The organism is Streptomyces sediminimaris (assembly GCF_047049295.1).
GTDB lineage: Bacteria > Actinomycetota > Actinomycetes > Streptomycetales > Streptomycetaceae > Streptomyces > Streptomyces sediminimaris.
In genome coordinates this window covers 3,416,615-3,436,263 of record NZ_JBJWOT010000001.1, presented here as the reverse complement: position 1 = coordinate 3,436,263, position 19,649 = coordinate 3,416,615, and the positions used below count along the sequence as shown (strand labels likewise).

Below are 19,649 nucleotides of genomic sequence, written 5' to 3'. Positions count from 1 at the left end.
GGCCGGGGGTGGCAGTGACCGGCCGGTCCGTGCCTCAGTCCTCGCCGTAGCGCGGATCCACCGTCTCCGGGGTCAGCCCCAGCAGGTCGGCCACCTGCTCGACGACGACCTCGTGCACCAGCGCCGCCCGCTCGTCCCGGCCCTTGGTGCGGATCTCCACGGGCCGCCGGTACACGACCACCCTGGCCGGCCGCCCGTCCCGGGAGGGGACCGTGCCGCCCAGCGGTACCGCCTCGTCGTTCCAGGACTGGCCGGGGCCGTCCAGACGGGGCACCTCGAGGACGAGGAAATCGATGTCGGCGAGCTGCGGCCACCGTCGTTCCAGCCGTTCCACGGAGTCCTGCACCAGTTCCGCGAAGACGTCGGCGCGGCTAGCGGCGAGCGGCACCTGGGGCGGCGCGATGGGGCCGCGCATGCCCCGGCCGTGGCGATCACGGCGGCGGGGCCCGGGGCCGGCGACACGGGGCGGTACGGGGTTGTCCATCACTGACGAAGCGTAGTCCCCGCCGGGACCGCACGCCGCGCCCCGCACGGTGTGCCGGGCGCTCGCGGGCCCCCGGGACGGCATGTCGGAGGATGACCATTCCAGCCAAGGTTGGGCTCGATTCCGTATCTCTCCGAGACCGGCGATCGCGAGGCAAATGACGGTGTTTGTACGGAGTGTTGACCGGACGCAGAGCTGCCCGAAGGCCTGTGAACGCGCGTCCTCGCAGGTCAGTGGGGTGGCGCCGGAGAGGTGTGTGGGGCGATTCACAGCACGACACGGTGGAGTGACCTGGGGGAGAGTCGTCGCGGCCCGCTCAAGAGTGCGGTACCGTCCAACGTCGTGAGCCCTGTACGTCGCTGTTCGCGCACCGCTTGCGGCCGTCCCGCCGTCGCGACGCTGACGTACGTCTACGCCGACTCGACCGCGGTCCTCGGCCCGCTCGCCACCTACGCCGAACCCCACTGCTACGACCTGTGCGCCGAGCACTCCGAGCGCCTCACCGCCCCGCGCGGCTGGGAGGTCGTGCGGCTGCTGGACGGCTCCGCCCCGGCCCGCCCGAGCGGTGACGACCTGGAAGCGCTTGCCAACGCGGTGCGCGAGGCGGCCCGTCCCCAGGAGCGGGCGGCCGGTGCGGGCGGCGGTGGGCGCACGGCGGACCCGATGGAGGTCGCGCGCCGCGGGCACCTGCGCGTACTGCGCTCGCCGGACAACTGACGGCGTCCTGCCGTTCGTCCCCCCTTTTCCCGTGCGGTCCTTGTCCCGTCCGTGTCCTTTTCCCGTGTGTGTCCGGTGCGCGTTTCGCTCGGTGACGCACAGGGATTGACGCCTCCTTGTCGCGGACACGACCATTCCGTACGGCGGGAAATCGCTTTCCGCATGCCGGAATCCGGGGAGGCGTCCGTGTACGTCCAGGAACTGGAACCCGTCGCCGACTCGCTCGGCCTGTCCGCGCTCGTCGCGGCCCTGCCCCTGCTGATCGTGCTGGTCCTGCTCGGCGGGGTGCGCATGAAGGCCCATCTGGCGGGCCTGACGGGGCTGCTGGCGGCCGTGGCGGTCGCCTGGCTCGCGTACGGCATGCCGCTCGACCAGACGCTCTCCGGCGCCGCCCAGGGAGCCGTGTTCGGCCTCTTCCCCATCCTGTGGATCGTCGTCAACGCCCTGTGGGTGTACCGGATGACCGTCCGCACCCGTCACTTCGACATCCTGCGGCGCTCCTTCGGACGGCTGTCCGACGACCCGCGCATCCAGGCACTCGTGGTCGCGTTCTGCTTCGGCGCGCTCCTGGAAGCCCTCGCGGGCTTCGGTGCGCCGGTCGCGATCTGCTCGGTCATGCTCGTCGCGCTCGGCTTCGACCCGGTGCGCGCGGCCGTGGTCTCCCTGGTGGCCAACACCGCTCCGGTCGCCTTCGGCGCGATGGGCACACCGGTGGTGACGCTCGCCCAGGTGACAGGGCTGCCGCTGGACGACGTGGCCTCCGTGGTGGGTCGTCAGACGCCGCTGCTCGCTCTCGTCGTACCGCTGCTGCTGGTCGGACTGGTGGACGGCCGGCGCGGCCTGCGTGAGACCTGGATCCCCGCCCTGGTGTGCGGAGTCGCCTTCGCCGCCGCCCAGTTCGCGGCCTCCAACTACGTCTCCGCGCAACTCGCCGACATCTGCGCCTCCCTGATCGGCGCCGGCGCGCTGGTCGCCGTTCCGCACGCGCGCGTACCCGCCACCGAGTCCGTCCGCGTCTCCGTGCTGACCGGCTCCCGGGACGAGGAACTGGACCAGCGGGACCCGCGGCGCGAGGTCCTGCGCGCGTACGCCCCGTACGCCCTGATCGTCGTGGTCTTCTCCGTCGCGCAGATCCCGGCCGTCAAGGACTGGCTGGCCGGGGCGACCCAGACGTACGACTGGCCGTTCCTGGACGTCGCGGGACCCGACGGGAAGCCGGTCGGCGGCAACGTCTTCTCCTGGCCGATCGTGTCCACGGGCGGCACGCTCGTGCTGATCGCCGGCCTCCTGACGGCGGTCGTGCTCGGCATGCACGCGCGCGTGGCGGTCCGGGAGTGGGTGGCGACCGTGCACGAACTGAGGTTCGCGATCCTCACGGTGACGTCCGTGCTGGCGCTCGCCTACGTCATGAACCTCTCCGGGCAGGCGGCCACCATCGGCCACTTCGTGGCGGCCGCCGGCGCGGGTCTGGCGTTCCTGTCGCCGGTCCTGGGCTGGTTCGGGGTGGCGGTCTCCGGCTCGGACACCTCGTCCAACGCCCTGTTCGGGGCCCTGCAGGTGACCGCCGCGCGCGAGTCCGGCCTGTCTCCCGCGCTCCTGGCCGCCGCCAACAGCTCGGGCGGTGTCCTCGGCAAGATGATCTCGCCGCAGAACCTCACCATCGCGTGCGCGGCGGTGGGCCTCGCCGGCCGCGAGGGGGATCTGCTGCGCAAGGTCCTGCCGTGGAGCCTGGGCCTGCTGCTGGTGATGTGCCTGATCGTGGTCGGCCAGAGCACGCCCGTGCTGGGCTGGATGCTGCCCTGACCCCCGTTCCGCCGGCCCGGCTCCTACCGGTTTCTCACCCGGCCCCCGACCTGAGGCCGCGTGCGCGGACTCCGCTCGCAGCGCACGGCGCACCGTCCGGTACGGGTAGTTTGGGGCGACCGACAGGAAATCCAGGAAGGGTTGGCCGTGGCTGCTGATCTGTCACAGATCGTGAAGGCGTACGACGTACGCGGGGTGGTCCCGGACCAGTGGGACGAGGCGCTGGCCGAACTCTTCGGCGCGGCCTTCGTCCGGGTGACCGCCGCCGACGCGATCGTGGTGGGCCACGACATGCGGCCGTCGTCGCCCGGGCTGTCGCGTGCCTTCGCGCGCGGGGCGGCCGCGCAGGGTGCCGACGTGACCGAGATCGGCCTGTGCTCGACCGACCAGCTGTACTACGCCTCGGGCGCGCTGAACCTGCCGGGCGCGATGTTCACGGCCTCGCACAACCCCGCGCGCTACAACGGCATCAAGATGTGCCGCGCGGGCGCGGCGCCGGTGGGCCAGGACACGGGCCTGGCGCAGATCCGCGAACTGGCCGAGCGGTGGACGGAGTCGGGCGCTCCGCAGCCGGCCGCCGCACCGGGAACGATCACGCGGCGCGAGACGCTGGCGGACTACGCGGCGCACCTCCGCTCCCTCGTCGACCTGACGTCGGTCCGCCCGCTGAAGGTCGTGGTCGACGCGGGCAACGGCATGGGCGGCCACACCGTCCCCACGGTGTTCGAGGGCCTGCCCCTGACCCTCGTGCCGATGTACTTCGAACTCGACGGCACCTTCCCGAACCACGAGGCGAACCCCCTGGACCCGGCGAACCTCGTCGACCTGCAGCGGCGGGTCCGCGAGGAGGGCGCCGACATCGGCCTCGCCTTCGACGGCGACGCGGACCGCTGCTTCGTCATCGACGAGCACGGCGACCCGGTGTCCCCGTCCGCGGTCACGGCCCTGGTGGCCGCCCGCGAACTGGTGCGCAACGGCGGCCAGGGGGTGATCATCCACAACCTGATCACGTCGTGGACGGTCCCGGAGGTCGTCGAGGAACACGGCGGCACCCCGGTCCGCACCCGGGTCGGCCACTCCTTCATCAAGGCGGAGATGGCGGCCTCGGGCGCCATCTTCGGCGGCGAGCACTCGGCCCACTACTACTTCAAGGACTTCTGGAACGCCGACACGGGCATGCTGGCCGCCCTCCACGTCCTGGCCGCCCTCGGCGGCCAGAGCGGCCCCCTGTCCGCCCTCACCGCCGAGTACGACCGTTACGTGGGCTCCGGCGAGATCAACTCCACCGTCGCCGACCAGGCCGACCGCCTGGCAGCCGTCAAGGCGGCGTACGGCGCCCGCGAGGACGTCAGCCTCGACGAACTCGACGGCCTGACGGTCGCCTCCGCCGACTGGTGGTTCAACGTCCGCCCGTCCAACACCGAGCCGCTCCTGCGCCTGAACGCGGAGGCCCGGGACGAGGCGACGATGACCAAGATCCGTGACGAGGCGCTGGCGATCATCCGGGCGTGACCGCTCCGGGACCACCGTCCGAAGCGCCGGTCTCCTGCCGCACGGCCCGCCCGGCGTCCGATGCGGCACGGCCGGCCCGGCGTCCGGGGACGAGGCCCCTCCCGGGCCGGTCGCGGCCCCGGGGCACGGTCTCCGGGCGGGGCGTTCCGGGCGGGGGCGCCCGGTCGCGGCCACCGCCCCGCCCCGGCCCCCACGGCGGTAACCTGACCAGGCACATCCGCACAACCCCACGCCGAGACAAGCGCACCCGAACCCGCCCCGAAGGGACACCCCATGCCGCTCGAAGCCGCCCTCCTGGAGATCCTCGCCTGCCCGGCCTGCCACGCTCCCCTCGAGGAGCAGGAGACCGAGCTGATCTGCACGAGCGCCGACTGCGGCCTGGCCTACCCTGTCCGCGACGGCATCCCCGTCCTGCTGGTGGACGAGGCCCGCCGCCCCGCGTGACGCCGGGCCCCGCCACCGGCGCGCGGCGCCCCGCCGCGCACCCGGCGGCCCCGGCGACGCGCACACCCAGACCCCGGCGATCGGAGGCTGCCACCCATGCTTGACGAATCGCTGCTCGACGCACCCGAGGCCCTCGCGGAGTCCGACCGCCGCGGCCTGCTGCGCGGTGCCGCCGAGGCGGGTGCCCGCGTCCGCACCGCCGCGCGCCATGCCGCCGAGGCGGGCGTCGGCGACCTCAAGCCCGACGGCCGCCCCCGTGCCGTCCTCATCGCGGGCCCCGGCGCCGCCGCCACCTGCGCCGCGGACCTGCTCGGCACGCTCGCCGGCCCCGGCAGCCCGGTCATCCGGCTCGCTCCCACGGGCGTCGCGCCCGCCGCGGGCGCCCTGCGCTGGGAGCTGCCCGGGTGGGCCGGCTCCGTCGACCTGCTGCTGATCGCCACCCCCGACGGCACCGAGCCCGGCCTGTCCCTGCTCGCCGACGCGGCCTACCGCCGCGGCTGCACCGTCGTCGCGGTCGCCCCCGCCGGCACCCCGGCCGCGGAGGCGGTGGACGGCGCGCACGGCCTCTTCGTGCCGATGGCGACAGCCCCGTACGAACACGACGGCCAGGAGCTGACCGCCTCCGCCCCCGGCGTCCTGTGGGCGCTGCTCACCCCCCTGCTCGCCCTCCTCGACCGCACCGGGCTGCTCAGCGCCCCGCCGGAGGCCGTCGAGAAGATCGCCGACCGCCTCGACCACATCGCCGAACGCTGCGGTCCCGCCATCGCGACCTACAGCAACCCCGCCAAGACACTCGCCGCCGAACTCGCCGACGCGCTGCCGGTGGTGTGGACCGAGGGCGTCTCGGCGGGCCCCGCGGGCCGGCGGTTCGCGGCCGCCCTCGCCGAGCTCTCCGGCCGCCCTGCGGTCGTCGCCGAACTGCCCGAGGCGCTCGCCGCGCACAGCGCCCTGCTGGCAGGACCGCTCGCCGCCAGCGCCGACCCCGACGACTTCTTCCGTGACCGTGTCGAGGAGCCGCCCGCGCTGCACGCGCGCGTGGTGCTGCTGCGCGACCGCCCGCTCGGCGGCCTCACCGCGGCCCCCGCCGCCCGGGACCTGGCCCTCAGCCACGACACGCCGATCAGCGAACTGGAGCCGGAACCGGGCGACGAACTGGAGACCCTCGCCGAACTGATCGCCATCACGGATTTCGCCGCCGTTTACCTGGCGCTCGCCTCGGGGGCCTGATCTTGACGCCGGCCTCCTGACGCCGTCGTATGCACGAGAAGCCGTACGCACGAAGAACCGGCAGAAAGAACCGCAACCGCATGGACCGCCTGGACAACACCATCCGCCCCTACGCCTGGGGCTCCGCCACCGCCATCCCCGCCCTCCTCGGCGTCGAACCGAGCGGTGAACCGCAGGCGGAGATGTGGATGGGAGCCCATCCGGGCGCACCCTCGCGCACCGCGCGCGGCACGCTCGCCGAGGTCGTCGACGCCGACCCGGAGAAGGAGCTCGGCCCGGCGGCCGTCGCCAGGTTCGGTCCCCGGCTGCCCTTCCTGCTCAAGATCCTCGCCGCCGGCGCCCCGCTCTCCCTCCAGGTTCACCCCGACCTGACACAGGCCAAGGAGGGGTACGAGGACGAGGAGCGCCGGGGCGTCCCCGTGGACGCCCCGTACCGCAACTACAAGGACCCCAACCACAAGCCCGAACTGATCTGCGCGCTCACCGGGTTCGACGGGCTGTGCGGCTTCCGCGACCCGCTGCGGTCGGCCGACCTGCTGGCGGGCCTCGGCGTGGACTCCCTCAAGCCCTACGTCGACCTGCTGCACGCCCGGCCCGCGGACGCCGCCCTGCGCGAGGTCCTCACGGCGATCCTCACCGCCGCCCCCGACGAGATGCACCGGACGGTCACCGCGGCCGCCTCCGCCTGCACCCGCCTGGGCGGCGCGTACGCGCCCTACGCGGACATCGCCCGGCACTACCCGGGCGACCCCGGCGTCATCGCCGCCATGCTCCTCAACCACGTCCGCCTGCAACCCGGCGAGGCCCTCTTCCTCGGCGCCGGCATCCCGCACGCCTACCTGAGCGGGCTCGGCGTCGAGATCATGGCCAACTCCGACAACGTCCTGCGCTGCGGCCTGACCCCCAAGCACGTCGACGTCCCCGAGCTGCTGCGCGTCGTCCGCTTCGAGCCCGGCGACCCGGTCGTGCTGCGCCCCGAGGCCTCGCAGGACGGCGAGGAGGTCTACGAGACCCCCATCGACGCGTTCCGGCTCTCGCGGTACGTGCTGCCCGACGGCGGCGCCACCCGCGACCTCACCCGCGACAGCCCGCAGATCCTGCTCTGCACGGCCGGTACCGTGCGGGCCGGCGGACACGAACTGCGCCCCGGCCGGTCGGTCTTCGTCCCGGCCGGCGAACAGGCCGAAGTCTCCGGAACGGGCACGCTCTTCCGGGCCACTGTGATCGTATGACCGGGGTTGTGGACACCTGAGGCGCCGCTGCCGGGCCGGGCTGCAAGAATGACCCACCGGCAAAGGGCGGGCAAAGGCGGCGGGCGAGGGGCCCGGCCGGCTCAGGGCATGCAGGCGAAGGGACATCGCGACACATGAGCGCGTCAGGCGGCAGCAAAGCGATCGTGGCGGCACTCGGCGCCAACCTCGCGATCGCGGCATCGAAGTTCGTGGCGTTCGCGTTCAGCGGTTCGTCGTCGATGCTCGCCGAGGGCGTCCACTCGCTCGCCGACTCCGGCAACCAGTTCCTGCTGCTGGTCGGCGGCAAGAAGGCCGAGCGCGAGGCGACCCCGCAACACCCCTTCGGCTACGGCCGCGAGCGGTACATCTACGCCTTCCTGGTCTCCATCGTGCTGTTCTCGGTCGGCGGCATGTTCGCCATCTACGAGGGCTACGAGAAGATCCGCCACCCGCACCAACTGGAGCACTGGTACTGGCCGGTGGGCGTCCTCGTCTTCGCGATCCTCGCCGAGGGCTTCTCCTTCAAGACGGCCATCAAGGAGTCCAACGAACTGCGGGGCAAGCTCTCCTGGTCGCAGTTCATCCGCCGGGCCAAGGCCCCCGAGCTGCCCGTCGTCCTGCTGGAGGACTTCGGCGCGCTGATCGGCCTGGTCCTCGCTCTCGGCGGGGTCGGCCTCGCGCTGCTCACCGGTGACGGCGTGTGGGACGGCGTCGGCACCGTCTGCATCGGTGTCCTGCTCGTCATGATCGCTCTCGTCCTCGCCGCGGAGACCAAGTCCCTCCTGCTCGGCGAGTCCGCCGGCGCCGAGGAGGTCAGGAAGATCGAGGACGCCGTCGTCGACGGCGACACGGTCACCGGCATCATCCACATGCGCACGCTGCACCTCGGCCCCGAGGAACTGCTGATCGCCGCCAAGATCGCGGTCCAGCACGACGACACGGCCGCCGAGGTCGCCTCCGCCATCGACGCCGCCGAGGCCCGCATCCGCGCGGCCGTCCCGATCGCCCGTGTCATCTACCTCGAACCGGACATCTACAGCGAGGCGGAGGCGGCCAAGGGACCGGACCGCGAGGCGACCCCGGGGGGCCCGGCGCCGCACCCCGCCGGCCACTGACACCACTTCGCCGTGACGATCGGGCAGCCCGCCGAGAGCCCGGCGGGCCCCTCGCTCACATCCGCACGGCCCAGGGCGGGGGCGGAGGCACCACGACCTGCTTGCGCACGGCCACGGCAGCGATGCCCAGTCCGAGCCCGGTGAGCGCCAGCAGCACTCCCGCGGCCGCGGCCAGTCCCAGCAGCACCAGACCGCTGCGGTCGTACGTCACGCGGCCCTGGACCGCGCTCACGGGCACGGTCCCGCCGTGATCGTCGGCGAAGAACCGCGAGTCCCTCGAGTTAACCCGGTGATCACCGAGCAGGAAGAGCCGCCCCTTCGGCACCTTCACGTCGTACGGGTGGTGCAGACCGTCGGAGACGCCGTCCGCGACGTAGGGCTCGCTGAGCGGCCTGCCGTTGACGGTGATCCGCTCGTCGTCCCCCTCGCCCGTGCAGCACACGACGTGATCACCTCCCACGGCGATGACGCGCTGCATGACGGGCGCATCGAAGCCGTAGCGGCCCGGCGCCTGGTAGAGCACTACGTCACCCCGCCGTACCCCGCCCCCGTCCGTCCGCTCGTACACCAGTCGCTGCCCCCGCTTGTACGTCGGGGACATGCTGTCGCTGGTCACCGTCGTCCCGTGGTAGCCGGTCCACACGCTCGCCAGCGCGACGACCACCAGCACCAGACCCAGCGGGCCCAGCACCCCCGCCCATGTCCCGAGCTTGCGCGCTCTGCTCATCGTCACTCCCTCCCCACGCGGAACACCCGCGCCGGCGAGAGGGTAGCGGCCCTCTGTGAACCGTCTGTACGGGGCACACGTCCTCGCGGGGAGCGCCCCGCGACCCGCACGGTCCCGCCCGCCGCCCACAGCGATCGGCCGGATGTGTTCGGAGGTGGACTGGGGGCGGCCGGGCCGACCGGTGTAGCTTGGGTGGGAGCCAGACGTCGCTGCTGATGGCGGTCGGGCGGTCCCCCTGGGGACCGGCCGAGGGAGAGAGGGCCTCCGACGGACTGCGCTGCGCGTACGCGGCATGCCTTGTGTCCTCTTCGGGCACTCCTGTGTCCGCCGCCGTGCAGACCAGCCGTACCCACCTCGCCCCAACCCCGAGGAGCAGCTCGTAATGACGACTGTCGACAACCGACAGGACTTCAAGGTCGCCGACCTCTCGCTGGCCGAGTTCGGCCGCAAGGAGATCACCCTCGCCGAGCACGAGATGCCCGGCCTGATGGCCATCCGCAAGGAGTACGCCGAGGCCCAGCCGCTGGCCGGTGCCCGCATCACCGGCTCCCTGCACATGACCGTGCAGACCGCCGTGCTCATCGAGACCCTGACCGCCCTGGGCGCGCAGGTCCGCTGGGCGTCCTGCAACATCTTCTCCACCCAGGACCACGCGGCCGCCGCCATCGCCGTCGGCCCGAACGGCACGCCCGACAACCCGCAGGGCATCCCGGTCTTCGCCTGGAAGGGCGAGACCCTTCAGGAGTACTGGTGGTGCACCGAGCAGGCGCTGACCTGGCCGGACACCGCCACCGGCGGCCCGAACATGATCCTCGACGACGGCGGTGACGCCACCCTCCTCGTCCACAAGGGCGTCGAGTACGAGAAGGACGGCAAGGTCCCGTCCGTCGACACCGCCGAGTCCGACGAGCACCGGGTCATCCTCGAGCTCCTGCACCGCACCATCACGGACGGCTCGCAGAAGTGGACCCAGCTCGCCTCGGAGATCCGCGGCGTGACCGAGGAGACCACCACCGGCGTCCACCGCCTGTACGAGATGCAGCGCGACGGCACCCTCCTGTTCCCGGCGATCAACGTCAACGACGCCGTCACCAAGTCGAAGTTCGACAACAAGTACGGCTGCCGTCACTCCCTGGTCGACGGCATCAACCGCGCCACCGACGTCCTCGTCGGCGGCAAGACCGCGGTCGTCTGCGGCTACGGCGACGTGGGCAAGGGCTGCGCGGAGTCCCTGCGCGGACAGGGCGCCCGCGTCATCATCACGGAGATCGACCCGATCTGCGCCCTGCAGGCGGCGATGGACGGCTACCAGGTCACGACCCTCGACGAGGTCATCGACAAGGCCGACATCTTCATCACCACGACCGGCAACAAGGACATCATCATGGCCTCGGACATGGCCAAGATGAAGCACCAGGCGATCGTCGGCAACATCGGCCACTTCGACAACGAGATCGACATGGCCGGTCTCGCCAAGGTCCCGGGCATCGTCAAGGACGAGGTCAAGCCGCAGGTCCACACCTGGACCTTCCCGGACGGCAAGGTCATCATCGTGCTGTCCGAGGGCCGCCTGCTGAACCTCGGCAACGCCACCGGCCACCCGTCGTTCGTGATGTCCAACTCCTTCGCGGACCAGACCCTGGCCCAGATCGAGCTGTTCACCAAGCCCGACGAGTACCCGACCGGCGTGTACACGCTGCCCAAGCACCTCGACGAGAAGGTCGCGCGCCTCCACCTCGACGCGCTCGGCGTGAAGCTGACCACGCTGCGCCCCGAGCAGGCCGCGTACATCGGCGTCCAGGTCGAGGGCCCCTACAAGTCGGACCACTACCGGTACTGAGCCGCTCGGCTCAGCCCAAGGTGAGTCGGCCCATGGTGAGCGTGTCGGTGCGCTGACACGCTCACCGGCAGCAGTTCCTCCGAGGCAGGCCCCCGCACCCCCGTGCCGGGGGCCTGCCCCTTTGGCCGCTGCGGCCGGACCAGCCCGTCAAGACCCAGGACCCCCATGCCCCGCGGCCGTTATTCGCTCCACGATCCGCACGACCACACCCCTCTCGCCGAAGAGCACTTCCACTGCGCCCCCGGACCCTCCGGCTGGCGCTACGTCTCTCAGCTGACCGACCCGTCGGGCGGCCACATCGGCTCCGTCGACCTCGCCCTGGACGGACTCGGCCGCCCCATCCGCCTCGAGCTGCACGCCGCGCACTGGCAGGTCCGCGGCGCCGCCCTCGACGGCGTCACCTGGGTCCGTACCGACCCCACCGGGGCCCATGCCACCGAAGGCAACGTGCGCGCCCACGCCTTCACCGGCACATCCCCCGCGTTCCTCATCGCCACCACCCGTCTCCTGCGCCTCACCCCTTCCGCCGCGGCAACCTGCGTACGCCTCGTCGCCTTCACGGACCCCGTCCTCGCCCCGCGCACCGTGGACCAGTCCTGGGCCTTGGTGAACAGAGAAGCACACGCCACTGACAACGCCCCTCTGACCGTGGACGAATACCAGGTCACGGCCCTGGACACGGGCGAGCGGCACGCCGTGCACATCGCCGGTGACGTAGTCCTCGCGGCACCCGGAATCGAGCTGGAAGACCTCGACTCGCCGCCGTCGACATTCGCCTGAGCGGGGCCCGACCGAGACATGCGGCTACGCGGGCGGCACGAATCCGTTCGGCTGGGTGGGTCCGGTGGGTCCGGTGGGTCTGATCGGCCCGGTGGGTCCGGTGGGTCCGGTCGGTCCGGTGGGTCCGGTCGGTCCGGTGGTGCCGTGCTCCGCGCCGAACGGAGGGCCGGACGGGGGCTCGTCGTACGCGGCGGCCGGAGCCGCCCCCGTGAGGTGAGCCTCCGGCGGCGTCACCACGGGAGGCGACCACGCCGGAGGCTCGTGGGACCCCGGCTCACCCGCCGGTCGCGTGCCCTTCCCGGCCCGCCCGCCCCCGGCCGGCACAGCTCCGGCTTGACCACCGGCAGCCGGAGCGCCCGCCGCCGAACCGTTCCCGAAAGTCCGCCGTACCTCCCGGGCCTGCCGCTCCTGCATCACGGCCGCCAGATACGCCGCCGGCGGGATGCCCTGCGGGACCGGCGTGCCCGTACGAGCCGCGAGATCAGAGGCGAGCCGCTCCGCCATGGCCCAGCCCACCTGCGGGTCCAGCTGCTGCATCCGCGTCAGGTACTGACGGATGGCCAGCCACAGTCCGTCGGGAACCGCGGACAGATCAAGCCCGGAGAACCTCCCGGCCAGCCAAGGCGGCGGAGGAGGCAGAAAGCCCGTCGGGGTGACGGGAATCCTTTCCCGTACGACGAGAGTCCCGGCGAACACGTCACCGAGCCGCCGGCCGCGAGCCGACACGAGCGATGCGATGCAGGCGATGACCCCGAACGTCATCAGGATCTCGAAGACTCCGATGCCGCCCCGAACCAGTGCATGCCGGAACCTGATCGGCCCGCCGTCGTCCCGCACCACCCGCAGCCCGCATGCCAGCTTTCCGAGGGACCGCCCATGGCTGAGCGTCTCGACCGCGATGGGGCCGCCCACGAGCACCAGTACGAAGCTCGCTATCGACACCGCGATCTGTGCCGCGTCGTCCAGCGAAGCCGTGGAGGCGACAAGAGCGATGGTCAGGACGATGTAGACGACCATGGCCGCGGCCAGATCGAGCAACACCGCCAGCGCCCTGCTGGGCAGTCTCGCGGGGCGCAGCTCCAGCGCAACCGCCTCGCCCGTCACCAGCTCGCTCACGTCCGTCGTCCTTCCCCTGGCCTGCCCCTTGAACGGTCAGTCTGCCAAGCTGAGGGCGCATCGCGCCCCAGTACGACAAGCTGACTCCATGACGAGCCGCCGACGAACAGCCGAGGAGCAAGCAGACCGATGGACCTCGACGTCTTCGTCACGACCCACCGGGCCGAGTGGGACCGCCTCGACGCACTGCTCAAGCGCCAGCGTCGCCTCACCGGCGCCGAGGCCGACGAACTCGTCTCGCTCTACCAGCGAACGGCCACCCACCTCTCACTGATCCAGTCCAGCGCCCCCGACCCACAGCTGACCGGACGTCTCAGCCAGCTCGTGGCCCGCGCCCGGAGCGCCGTGACCGGCACGCGACGTGCCTCCTGGCGCGATGTCACACGGTTCCTGACGCACGGCTTCCCCGCCGCGGTCTACCGATCGCGCCGCTGGTGGGTCCCCACCGCGCTGCTGTCCACCGTCGTCGCCGTCGTCCTCGGCTGGTGGATCGGTACGCACCCAGAGGTACAGGCCACCATCGCGGCTCCCAGCGAGCTGCGGGAGCTCACTCGCCCCGGCGGCCAGTACGAGACGTACTACTCGAGCCACCCGGCGGCGTCGTTCGCCGCCCAGGTCTGGACGAACAACGCCTGGGCCGCCGCCCAGTGCCTGATCCTGGGAGTCTTCCTGGGGCTGCCCGTCCTGTGGATCCTCTTCCAGAACATGCTCAACCTCGGAGTCGGCTTCGGCCTGATGTCCTCGGCCGGGCGGCTCGACACGTTCCTCGGCCTGGTCCTCCCGCACGGGCTGCTCGAACTGACCGCGGTCTTCGTGGCCGCCGGTACCGGGCTCCGTCTCGGCTGGACCCTGATAGATCCGGGCCCCCGCTCCCGGCGCACCGCTCTCGCCGAGGAAGGTCGCGCCGCCATCGGCATGGCGATAGGCCTCGCGCTCGTCCTCTTCGTCTCCGGAGCCATCGAAGGCTTCGTCACCCCGTCCGGCCTGCCCACCTGGGCCCGGATAGGCATCGGGGTCGGCGCTGAGCTCGCCTTCCTCGCCTACGTCTTCGTCCTCGGCGGACGAGCCGCCCGCGCCGGTGAGACGGGCGACGTCGCAGCAATGGAGCGGAGCGCCACGGTGCCGACGGCCGCCTGATGTGCGCACGCACCTGGTGAGCTGTTACTCTCGTCTCCGCCCCGCGAGAGCCGTTGACACGGCGCTGGTGGGGAGGTAGATTCGAACAGTTGCCTGGAACTGGGTATCACCCGGTCGGCAGCAGTGAGTGTCTGTCAGCTTCTCGGAAACATCGATTCCTGGAAGCCCCTCCCGATGAATCGGAAATGAACGGCCGGTCAATCCGGCCCGAAAGTTCTGATAAAGTCGGGTCCGCCGGAAGGGGAAACGCGGAAGCGGGAACCTGGAAAGCACCGAGGAAATCGGATCGGAAAAGGATCTGATAGAGTCGGGAACGTAAGACCGAAGGGAAGCGCCCGGAGGAAAGCCCGAGAGGGTGAGTACGAAGGAAGCGTCCGTTCCTTGAGAACTCAACAGCGTGCCAAAAGTCAACGCCAGATATGTTGATACCCCGTCTCCGGCCATACGGTCGGGGCGAGGTTCCTTTGAAAAAATACACAGCGAGGACGCTGTGTGCGGGGGGATTATTCCTCCTCTCGCACCGCTCTCGTGTGTGTCGCCCCGATGACGGGGAAGCATTCACGGAGAGTTTGATCCTGGCTCAGGACGAACGCTGGCGGCGTGCTTAACACATGCAAGTCGAACGATGAACCACTTCGGTGGGGAAGAGTGGCGAACGGGTGAGTAACACGTGGGCAATCTGCCCTGCACTCTGGGACAAGCCCTGGAAACGGGGTCTAATACCGGATACAACCGCTGACCGCATGGTCGGGTGGTGGAAAGCTCCGGCGGTGCAGGATGAGCCCGCGGCCTATCAGCTTGTTGGTGAGGTAATGGCTCACCAAGGCGACGACGGGTAGCCGGCCTGAGAGGGCGACCGGCCACACTGGGACTGAGACACGGCCCAGACTCCTACGGGAGGCAGCAGTGGGGAATATTGCACAATGGGCGCAAGCCTGATGCAGCGACGCCGCGTGAGGGATGACGGCCTTCGGGTTGTAAACCTCTTTCAGCAGGGAAGAAGCGCAAGTGACGGTACCTGCAGAAGAAGCGCCGGCTAACTACGTGCCAGCAGCCGCGGTAATACGTAGGGCGCAAGCGTTGTCCGGAATTATTGGGCGTAAAGAGCTCGTAGGCGGCTTGTCGCGTCGGTTGTGAAAGCCCGGGGCTTAACCCCGGGTCTGCAGTCGATACGGGCAGGCTAGAGTTCGGTAGGGGAGATCGGAATTCCTGGTGTAGCGGTGAAATGCGCAGATATCAGGAGGAACACCGGTGGCGAAGGCGGATCTCTGGGCCGATACTGACGCTGAGGAGCGAAAGCGTGGGGAGCGAACAGGATTAGATACCCTGGTAGTCCACGCCGTAAACGGTGGGCACTAGGTGTGGGCGGCATTCCACGTCGTCCGTGCCGCAGCTAACGCATTAAGTGCCCCGCCTGGGGAGTACGGCCGCAAGGCTAAAACTCAAAGGAATTGACGGGGGCCCGCACAAGCGGCGGAGCATGTGGCTTAATTCGACGCAACGCGAAGAACCTTACCAAGGCTTGACATACACCGGAAACGGCCGGAGACGGTCGCCCCCTTGTGGTCGGTGTACAGGTGGTGCATGGCTGTCGTCAGCTCGTGTCGTGAGATGTTGGGTTAAGTCCCGCAACGAGCGCAACCCTTGTCCCGTGTTGCCAGCAGGCCCTTGTGGTGCTGGGGACTCACGGGAGACCGCCGGGGTCAACTCGGAGGAAGGTGGGGACGACGTCAAGTCATCATGCCCCTTATGTCTTGGGCTGCACACGTGCTACAATGGCCGGTACAATGAGCTGCGATACCGTGAGGTGGAGCGAATCTCAAAAAGCCGGTCTCAGTTCGGATTGGGGTCTGCAACTCGACCCCATGAAGTCGGAGTCGCTAGTAATCGCAGATCAGCAGTGCTGCGGTGAATACGTTCCCGGGCCTTGTACACACCGCCCGTCACGTCACGAAAGTCGGTAACACCCGAAGCCGGTGGCCCAACCCCTTGTGGGAGGGAGCTGTCGAAGGTGGGACTGGCGATTGGGACGAAGTCGTAACAAGGTAGCCGTACCGGAAGGTGCGGCTGGATCACCTCCTTTCTAAGGAGCATCTTGCTGCCGCAGAGCAGCCAGAGCCACTACGCCGGCAAACGTCCGGCGGTGGTCAGCTCATGGGTGGAACGTTGACTACTCGGCCGGGACCTCGGGTCGGAGGCTGCTAGTACTGCTCGCAAGAGCGTGGAACGCATGATCTCCGGACGGGACCTGGCCGGGCACGCTGTTGGGTGTCTGAGGGTACGGCCGTGAGGCTGCCTTCAGGTGCCGGCCCCGGTAAAAATCCGCGTGAGTGGGTTGTGACGGGTGGTTGGTCGTTGTTTGAGAACTGCACAGTGGACGCGAGCATCTGTGGCCAAGTTTTTAAGGGCGCACGGTGGATGCCTTGGCACCAGGAACCGATGAAGGACGTGGGAGGCCGCGATAGGCCCCGGGGAGTCGTCAACCAGGCTTTGATCCGGGGGTGTCCGAATGGGGAAACCCGGCAGTCGTCATGGGCTGTCACCCGCTGCTGAACACATAGGCAGTGTGGAGGGAACGCGGGGAAGTGAAACATCTCAGTACCCGCAGGAAGAGAAAACAACCGTGATTCCGGGAGTAGTGGCGAGCGAAACCGGATGAGGCCAAACCGTATACGTGTGAGACCCGGCAGGGGTTGCGTGTGCGGGGTTGTGGGATCTCTCTTCTGTTGTCTGCCGGCGACAGGACGAGTCAGAAACCGTTGATGTAGGCGAAGGACATGCGAAAGGTCCGGCGTAGAGGGTAAGACCCCCGTAGTCGAAACGTCAGCGGCTCGTTTGAGAGACACCCAAGTAGCACGGGGCCCGAGAAATCCCGTGTGAATCTGGCGGGACCACCCGCTAAGCCTAAATATTCCCTGGTGACCGATAGCGGATAGTACCGTGAGGGAATGGTGAAAAGTACCCCGGGAGGGGAGTGAAATAGTACCTGAAACCGTGTGCCTACAAGCCGTGGGAGCGTCGGATGGGAGCTTGCTTCCATCTCGTGACTGCGTGCCTTTTGAAGAATGAGCCTGCGAGTTTGCGGTGTGTTGCGAGGTTAACCCGGGTGGGGTAGCCGTAGCGAAAGCGAGTCCGAAGAGGGCGTTTTAGTAGCATGCTCAAGACCCGAAGCGGAGTGATCTAGCCATGGGCAGGTTGAAGCGGCTGTAAGAGGTCGTGGAGGACCGAACCCACCAGGGTTGAAAACCTGGGGGATGACCTGTGGTTAGGGGTGAAAGGCCAATCAAACTCCGTGATAGCTGGTTCTCCCCGAAATGCATTTAGGTGCAGCGTCGTGTGTTTCTTGCCGGAGGTAGAGCACTGGATAGGCGATGGGCCCTACCGGGTTACTGACCTTAGCCAAACTCCGAATGCCGGTAAGTGAGAGCGCGGCAGTGAGACTGTGGGGGATAAGCTCCATGGTCGAGAGGGAAACAGCCCAGAGCATCGACTAAGGCCCCTAAGCGTACGCTAAGTGGGAAAGGATGTGGAGTCGCAGAGACAACCAGGAGGTTGGCTTAGAAGCAGCCACCCTTGAAAGAGTGCGTAATAGCTCACTGGTCTAGTGATTCCGCGCCGACAATGTAGCGGGGCTCAAGCGTACCGCCGAAGTCGTGTCATTGCAGCATGAGGGTCAACGCCCGCTGTGATGGGTAGGGGAGCGTCGTGTGCCGGGTGAAGCAGCACCGGAAGGTAGTTGTGGACGGTTCACGAGTGAGAATGCAGGCATGAGTAGCGATTCACACGTGAGAAACGTGTGCGCCGATTGACTAAGGGTTCCTGGGTCAAGCTGATCTGCCCAGGGTAAGTCGGGACCTAAGGCGAGGCCGACAGGCGTAGTCGATGGATAACCGGTTGATATTCCGGTACCCGCTGTGAAGCGTCAAACATCGAGCATCGTGATGCTAAGGCCGTGAAGCCGCCCCGGAGCCTTCGGGCGAAGGGGAGTGGTGGAGCCGCCGGACCAAGCGGTTAGTAGGTGAGTGATGGGGTGACGCAGGAAGGTAGTCCAGCCCGGGCGGTGGTTGTCCCGGGGTAAGGGTGTAGGCCGCAAGGTAGGTAAATCCGCCTTGCATACGGCTGAGACCTGATGCCGAGCCGATTGTGGTGAAGTGGATGATCCTATGCTGTCGAGAAAAGCCTCTAGCGAGTTTCATGGCGGCCCGTACCCTAAACCGACTCAGGTGGTCTGGTAGAGAATACCGAGGCGTTCGGGTGAACTATGGTTAAGGAACTCGGCAAAATGCCCCCGTAACTTCGGGAGAAGGGGGGCCACACCTGGTGACGAGTCTTGCACTCCGAGCTGGGGGTGGCCGCAGAGACCAGCGAGAAGCGACTGTTTACTAAAAACACAGGTCCGTGCGAAGCCGTAAGGCGATGTATACGGACTGACGCCTGCCCGGTGCTGGAACGTTAAGGGGACCGGTTAGTCCGATTTCGGTCGGGCGAAGCTGAGAACTTAAGCGCCAGTAAACGGCGGTGGTAACTATAACCATCCTAAGGTAGCGAAATTCCTTGTCGGGTAAGTTCCGACCTGCACGAATGGCGTAACGACTTCTCGACTGTCTCAACCATAGGCCCGGTGAAATTGCACTACGAGTAAAGATGCTCGTTTCGCGCAGCAGGACGGAAAGACCCCGGGACCTTTACTACAGTTTGATATTGGTGTTCGGTTCGGCTTGTGTAGGATAGCTGGGAGACTTTGAGACGCGGACGCCAGTTCGTGTGGAGTCGTCGTTGAAATACCAGTCTGGTCGTGCTGGATGTCTAACCTGGGTCCGTGATCCGGATCAGGGACAGTGTCTGATGGGTAGTTTAACTGGGGCGGTTGCCTCCTAAAGGGTAACGGAGGCGCCCAAAGGTTCCCTCAGCCTGGTTGGCAATCAGGTGTTGAGTGTAAGTGCACAAGGGAGCTTGACTGTGAGACCGACGGGTCGAGCAGGGACGAAAGTCGGGACTAGTGATCCGGCGGTGGCTTGTGGAAGCGCCGTCGCTCAACGGATAAAAGGTACCCCGGGGATAACAGGCTGATCTTCCCCAAGAGTCCATATCGACGGGATGGTTTGGCACCTCGATGTCGGCTCGTCGCATCCTGGGGCTGGAGTCGGTCCCAAGGGTTGGGCTGTTCGCCCATTAAAGCGGTACGCGAGCTGGGTTTAGAACGTCGTGAGACAGTTCGGTCCCTATCCGCTGTGCGCGTAGGAGTCTTGAGAAGGGCTGTCCCTAGTACGAGAGGACCGGGACGGACGAACCTCTGGTGTGCCAGTTGTTCTGCCAAGGGCATGGCTGGTTGGCTACGTTCGGGAGGGATAACCGCTGAAAGCATCTAAGCGGGAAGCCTGCTTCGAGATGAGGACTCCCACCTCTATAAGAGGGTAAGGCTCCCAGTAGACGACTGGGTTGATAGGCCGGATCTGGAAGCCAGGTGACTGGTGGAGGTGACCGGTACTAATAGGCCGAGGGCTTGTCCTCAGTT

Annotated in this window: 13 protein-coding genes and 2 rRNA genes; 12 read left to right on the top strand and 3 right to left on the bottom strand. The window is 68.4% G+C overall.

Annotated elements, in window-relative coordinates; genetic code table 11:
* Nucleotides 1–34: 34 nt before the first annotated feature.
* Nucleotides 35–484, bottom strand: coding sequence for a metallopeptidase family protein (locus tag ACJ9NR_RS15835; protein WP_412488843.1), 450 nt, complete (start codon nucleotides 482–484; stop codon nucleotides 35–37).
* Between the two features lie 291 nt (nucleotides 485–775).
* Between ACJ9NR_RS15835 and ACJ9NR_RS15830 the strand changes: the two genes are divergently transcribed.
* From ACJ9NR_RS15830 to ACJ9NR_RS15800, 7 genes are all read left to right on the top strand, one after another.
* A complete protein-coding gene (locus tag ACJ9NR_RS15830) occupies nucleotides 776–1,201 on the top strand; it encodes a DUF3499 domain-containing protein (protein ID WP_275773589.1) in 426 nt (141 codons plus the stop codon).
* Nucleotides 1,202–1,387: 186 nt separating this feature from the next.
* Entirely contained in the window at nucleotides 1,388–3,004 is a 1,617-nt protein-coding gene (locus tag ACJ9NR_RS15825) for an L-lactate permease (RefSeq protein WP_412488842.1), read from the top strand.
* A gap of 147 nt (nucleotides 3,005–3,151) precedes the next feature.
* A complete protein-coding gene (locus ACJ9NR_RS15820) occupies nucleotides 3,152–4,516 on the top strand; it encodes a phosphomannomutase/phosphoglucomutase (protein ID WP_412488207.1) in 1,365 nt (454 codons plus the stop codon).
* Between the two features lie 273 nt (nucleotides 4,517–4,789).
* Complete coding sequence (locus ACJ9NR_RS15815; RefSeq protein ID WP_412488206.1) at nucleotides 4,790–4,960, top strand: Trm112 family protein; 171 nt, start codon at nucleotides 4,790–4,792, stop codon at nucleotides 4,958–4,960.
* A 96-nt stretch (nucleotides 4,961–5,056) separates the two neighbouring features.
* Nucleotides 5,057–6,187 carry an SIS domain-containing protein gene (locus ACJ9NR_RS15810; protein ID WP_412488205.1) on the top strand — a complete coding sequence of 377 codons (1,131 nt, stop codon included), beginning with the start codon at nucleotides 5,057–5,059 and terminating at the stop codon, nucleotides 6,185–6,187.
* 80 nt (nucleotides 6,188–6,267) lie between these two features.
* The gene (manA, locus tag ACJ9NR_RS15805) at nucleotides 6,268–7,419 is read left to right on the top strand and encodes a mannose-6-phosphate isomerase, class I (protein ID WP_412488204.1); all 1,152 of its coding nucleotides are present in this window, start codon (nucleotides 6,268–6,270) and stop codon (nucleotides 7,417–7,419) included.
* Between the two features lie 134 nt (nucleotides 7,420–7,553).
* On the top strand, nucleotides 7,554–8,534 hold the full coding sequence (locus tag ACJ9NR_RS15800; RefSeq protein WP_412488203.1) for a cation diffusion facilitator family transporter: 981 nt from the start codon (nucleotides 7,554–7,556) through the stop codon (nucleotides 8,532–8,534).
* 55 nt (nucleotides 8,535–8,589) lie between these two features.
* Here ACJ9NR_RS15800 and lepB read toward each other — a convergent pair whose 3' ends face one another.
* Nucleotides 8,590–9,261 (bottom strand): signal peptidase I, encoded by a 672-nt coding sequence (lepB, locus tag ACJ9NR_RS15795; protein ID WP_412488202.1) that lies wholly within the window; start codon nucleotides 9,259–9,261, stop codon nucleotides 8,590–8,592.
* 382 nt (nucleotides 9,262–9,643) lie between these two features.
* Between lepB and ahcY the strand changes: the two genes are divergently transcribed.
* Together ahcY and ACJ9NR_RS15785 are read left to right on the top strand one after the other, a co-directional pair.
* The gene (gene ahcY, locus ACJ9NR_RS15790; protein ID WP_412488201.1) at nucleotides 9,644–11,101 is read left to right on the top strand and encodes an adenosylhomocysteinase; all 1,458 of its coding nucleotides are present in this window, start codon (nucleotides 9,644–9,646) and stop codon (nucleotides 11,099–11,101) included.
* Nucleotides 11,102–11,266: 165 nt separating this feature from the next.
* The gene (locus ACJ9NR_RS15785) at nucleotides 11,267–11,881 is read left to right on the top strand and encodes a hypothetical protein (RefSeq protein WP_412488200.1); all 615 of its coding nucleotides are present in this window, start codon (nucleotides 11,267–11,269) and stop codon (nucleotides 11,879–11,881) included.
* 24 nt (nucleotides 11,882–11,905) lie between these two features.
* Here the strand turns inward: ACJ9NR_RS15785 and ACJ9NR_RS15780 are convergent, their stop codons facing one another.
* Complete coding sequence (locus ACJ9NR_RS15780; RefSeq protein WP_412488199.1) at nucleotides 11,906–12,997, bottom strand: RDD family protein; 1,092 nt, start codon at nucleotides 12,995–12,997, stop codon at nucleotides 11,906–11,908.
* Nucleotides 12,998–13,126: 129 nt separating this feature from the next.
* On the opposite strand from ACJ9NR_RS15780, the gene ACJ9NR_RS15775 reads away from it, so the two are divergent.
* The 3 genes from ACJ9NR_RS15775 to ACJ9NR_RS15765 all read left to right on the top strand — a co-directional run bounded on the left by ACJ9NR_RS15775 (nucleotide 13,127) and on the right by ACJ9NR_RS15765 (nucleotide 19,645).
* Complete coding sequence (locus tag ACJ9NR_RS15775) at nucleotides 13,127–14,134, top strand: stage II sporulation protein M (protein WP_412488198.1); 1,008 nt, start codon at nucleotides 13,127–13,129, stop codon at nucleotides 14,132–14,134.
* A 557-nt stretch (nucleotides 14,135–14,691) separates the two neighbouring features.
* Nucleotides 14,692–16,217: ribosomal RNA gene (locus ACJ9NR_RS15770) — 16S ribosomal RNA — on the top strand.
* 308 nt (nucleotides 16,218–16,525) lie between these two features.
* Nucleotides 16,526–19,645, top strand: a 23S ribosomal RNA gene (locus ACJ9NR_RS15765).
* The 16S and 23S rRNA genes sit together here, the layout of an rRNA operon.
* Nucleotides 19,646–19,649 lie beyond the last annotated feature (4 nt).

What these genes read in the sequence shown, in the direction of transcription:
- ACJ9NR_RS15810 (WP_412488205.1), top strand. Translation starts at nt 5,057, where the DNA reads ATGCTTGACGAATCGCTGCTCGACGCACCCGAGGCCCTCGCGGAGTCC.
- ACJ9NR_RS15775 (WP_412488198.1), top strand. Translation starts at nt 13,127, where the DNA reads ATGGACCTCGACGTCTTCGTCACGACCCACCGGGCCGAGTGGGACCGC.
- ACJ9NR_RS15815 (WP_412488206.1), top strand. Translation starts at nt 4,790, where the DNA reads ATGCCGCTCGAAGCCGCCCTCCTGGAGATCCTCGCCTGCCCGGCCTGC.
- ahcY (WP_412488201.1), top strand. Translation starts at nt 9,644, where the DNA reads ATGACGACTGTCGACAACCGACAGGACTTCAAGGTCGCCGACCTCTCG.
- lepB (WP_412488202.1), bottom strand. Translation starts at nt 9,261, where the DNA reads ATGAGCAGAGCGCGCAAGCTCGGGACATGGGCGGGGGTGCTGGGCCCG.
- ACJ9NR_RS15835 (WP_412488843.1), bottom strand. Translation starts at nt 484, where the DNA reads ATGGACAACCCCGTACCGCCCCGTGTCGCCGGCCCCGGGCCCCGCCGC.
- ACJ9NR_RS15785 (WP_412488200.1), top strand. Translation starts at nt 11,267, where the DNA reads ATGCCCCGCGGCCGTTATTCGCTCCACGATCCGCACGACCACACCCCT.
- manA (WP_412488204.1), top strand. Translation starts at nt 6,268, where the DNA reads ATGGACCGCCTGGACAACACCATCCGCCCCTACGCCTGGGGCTCCGCC.
- ACJ9NR_RS15800 (WP_412488203.1), top strand. Translation starts at nt 7,554, where the DNA reads ATGAGCGCGTCAGGCGGCAGCAAAGCGATCGTGGCGGCACTCGGCGCC.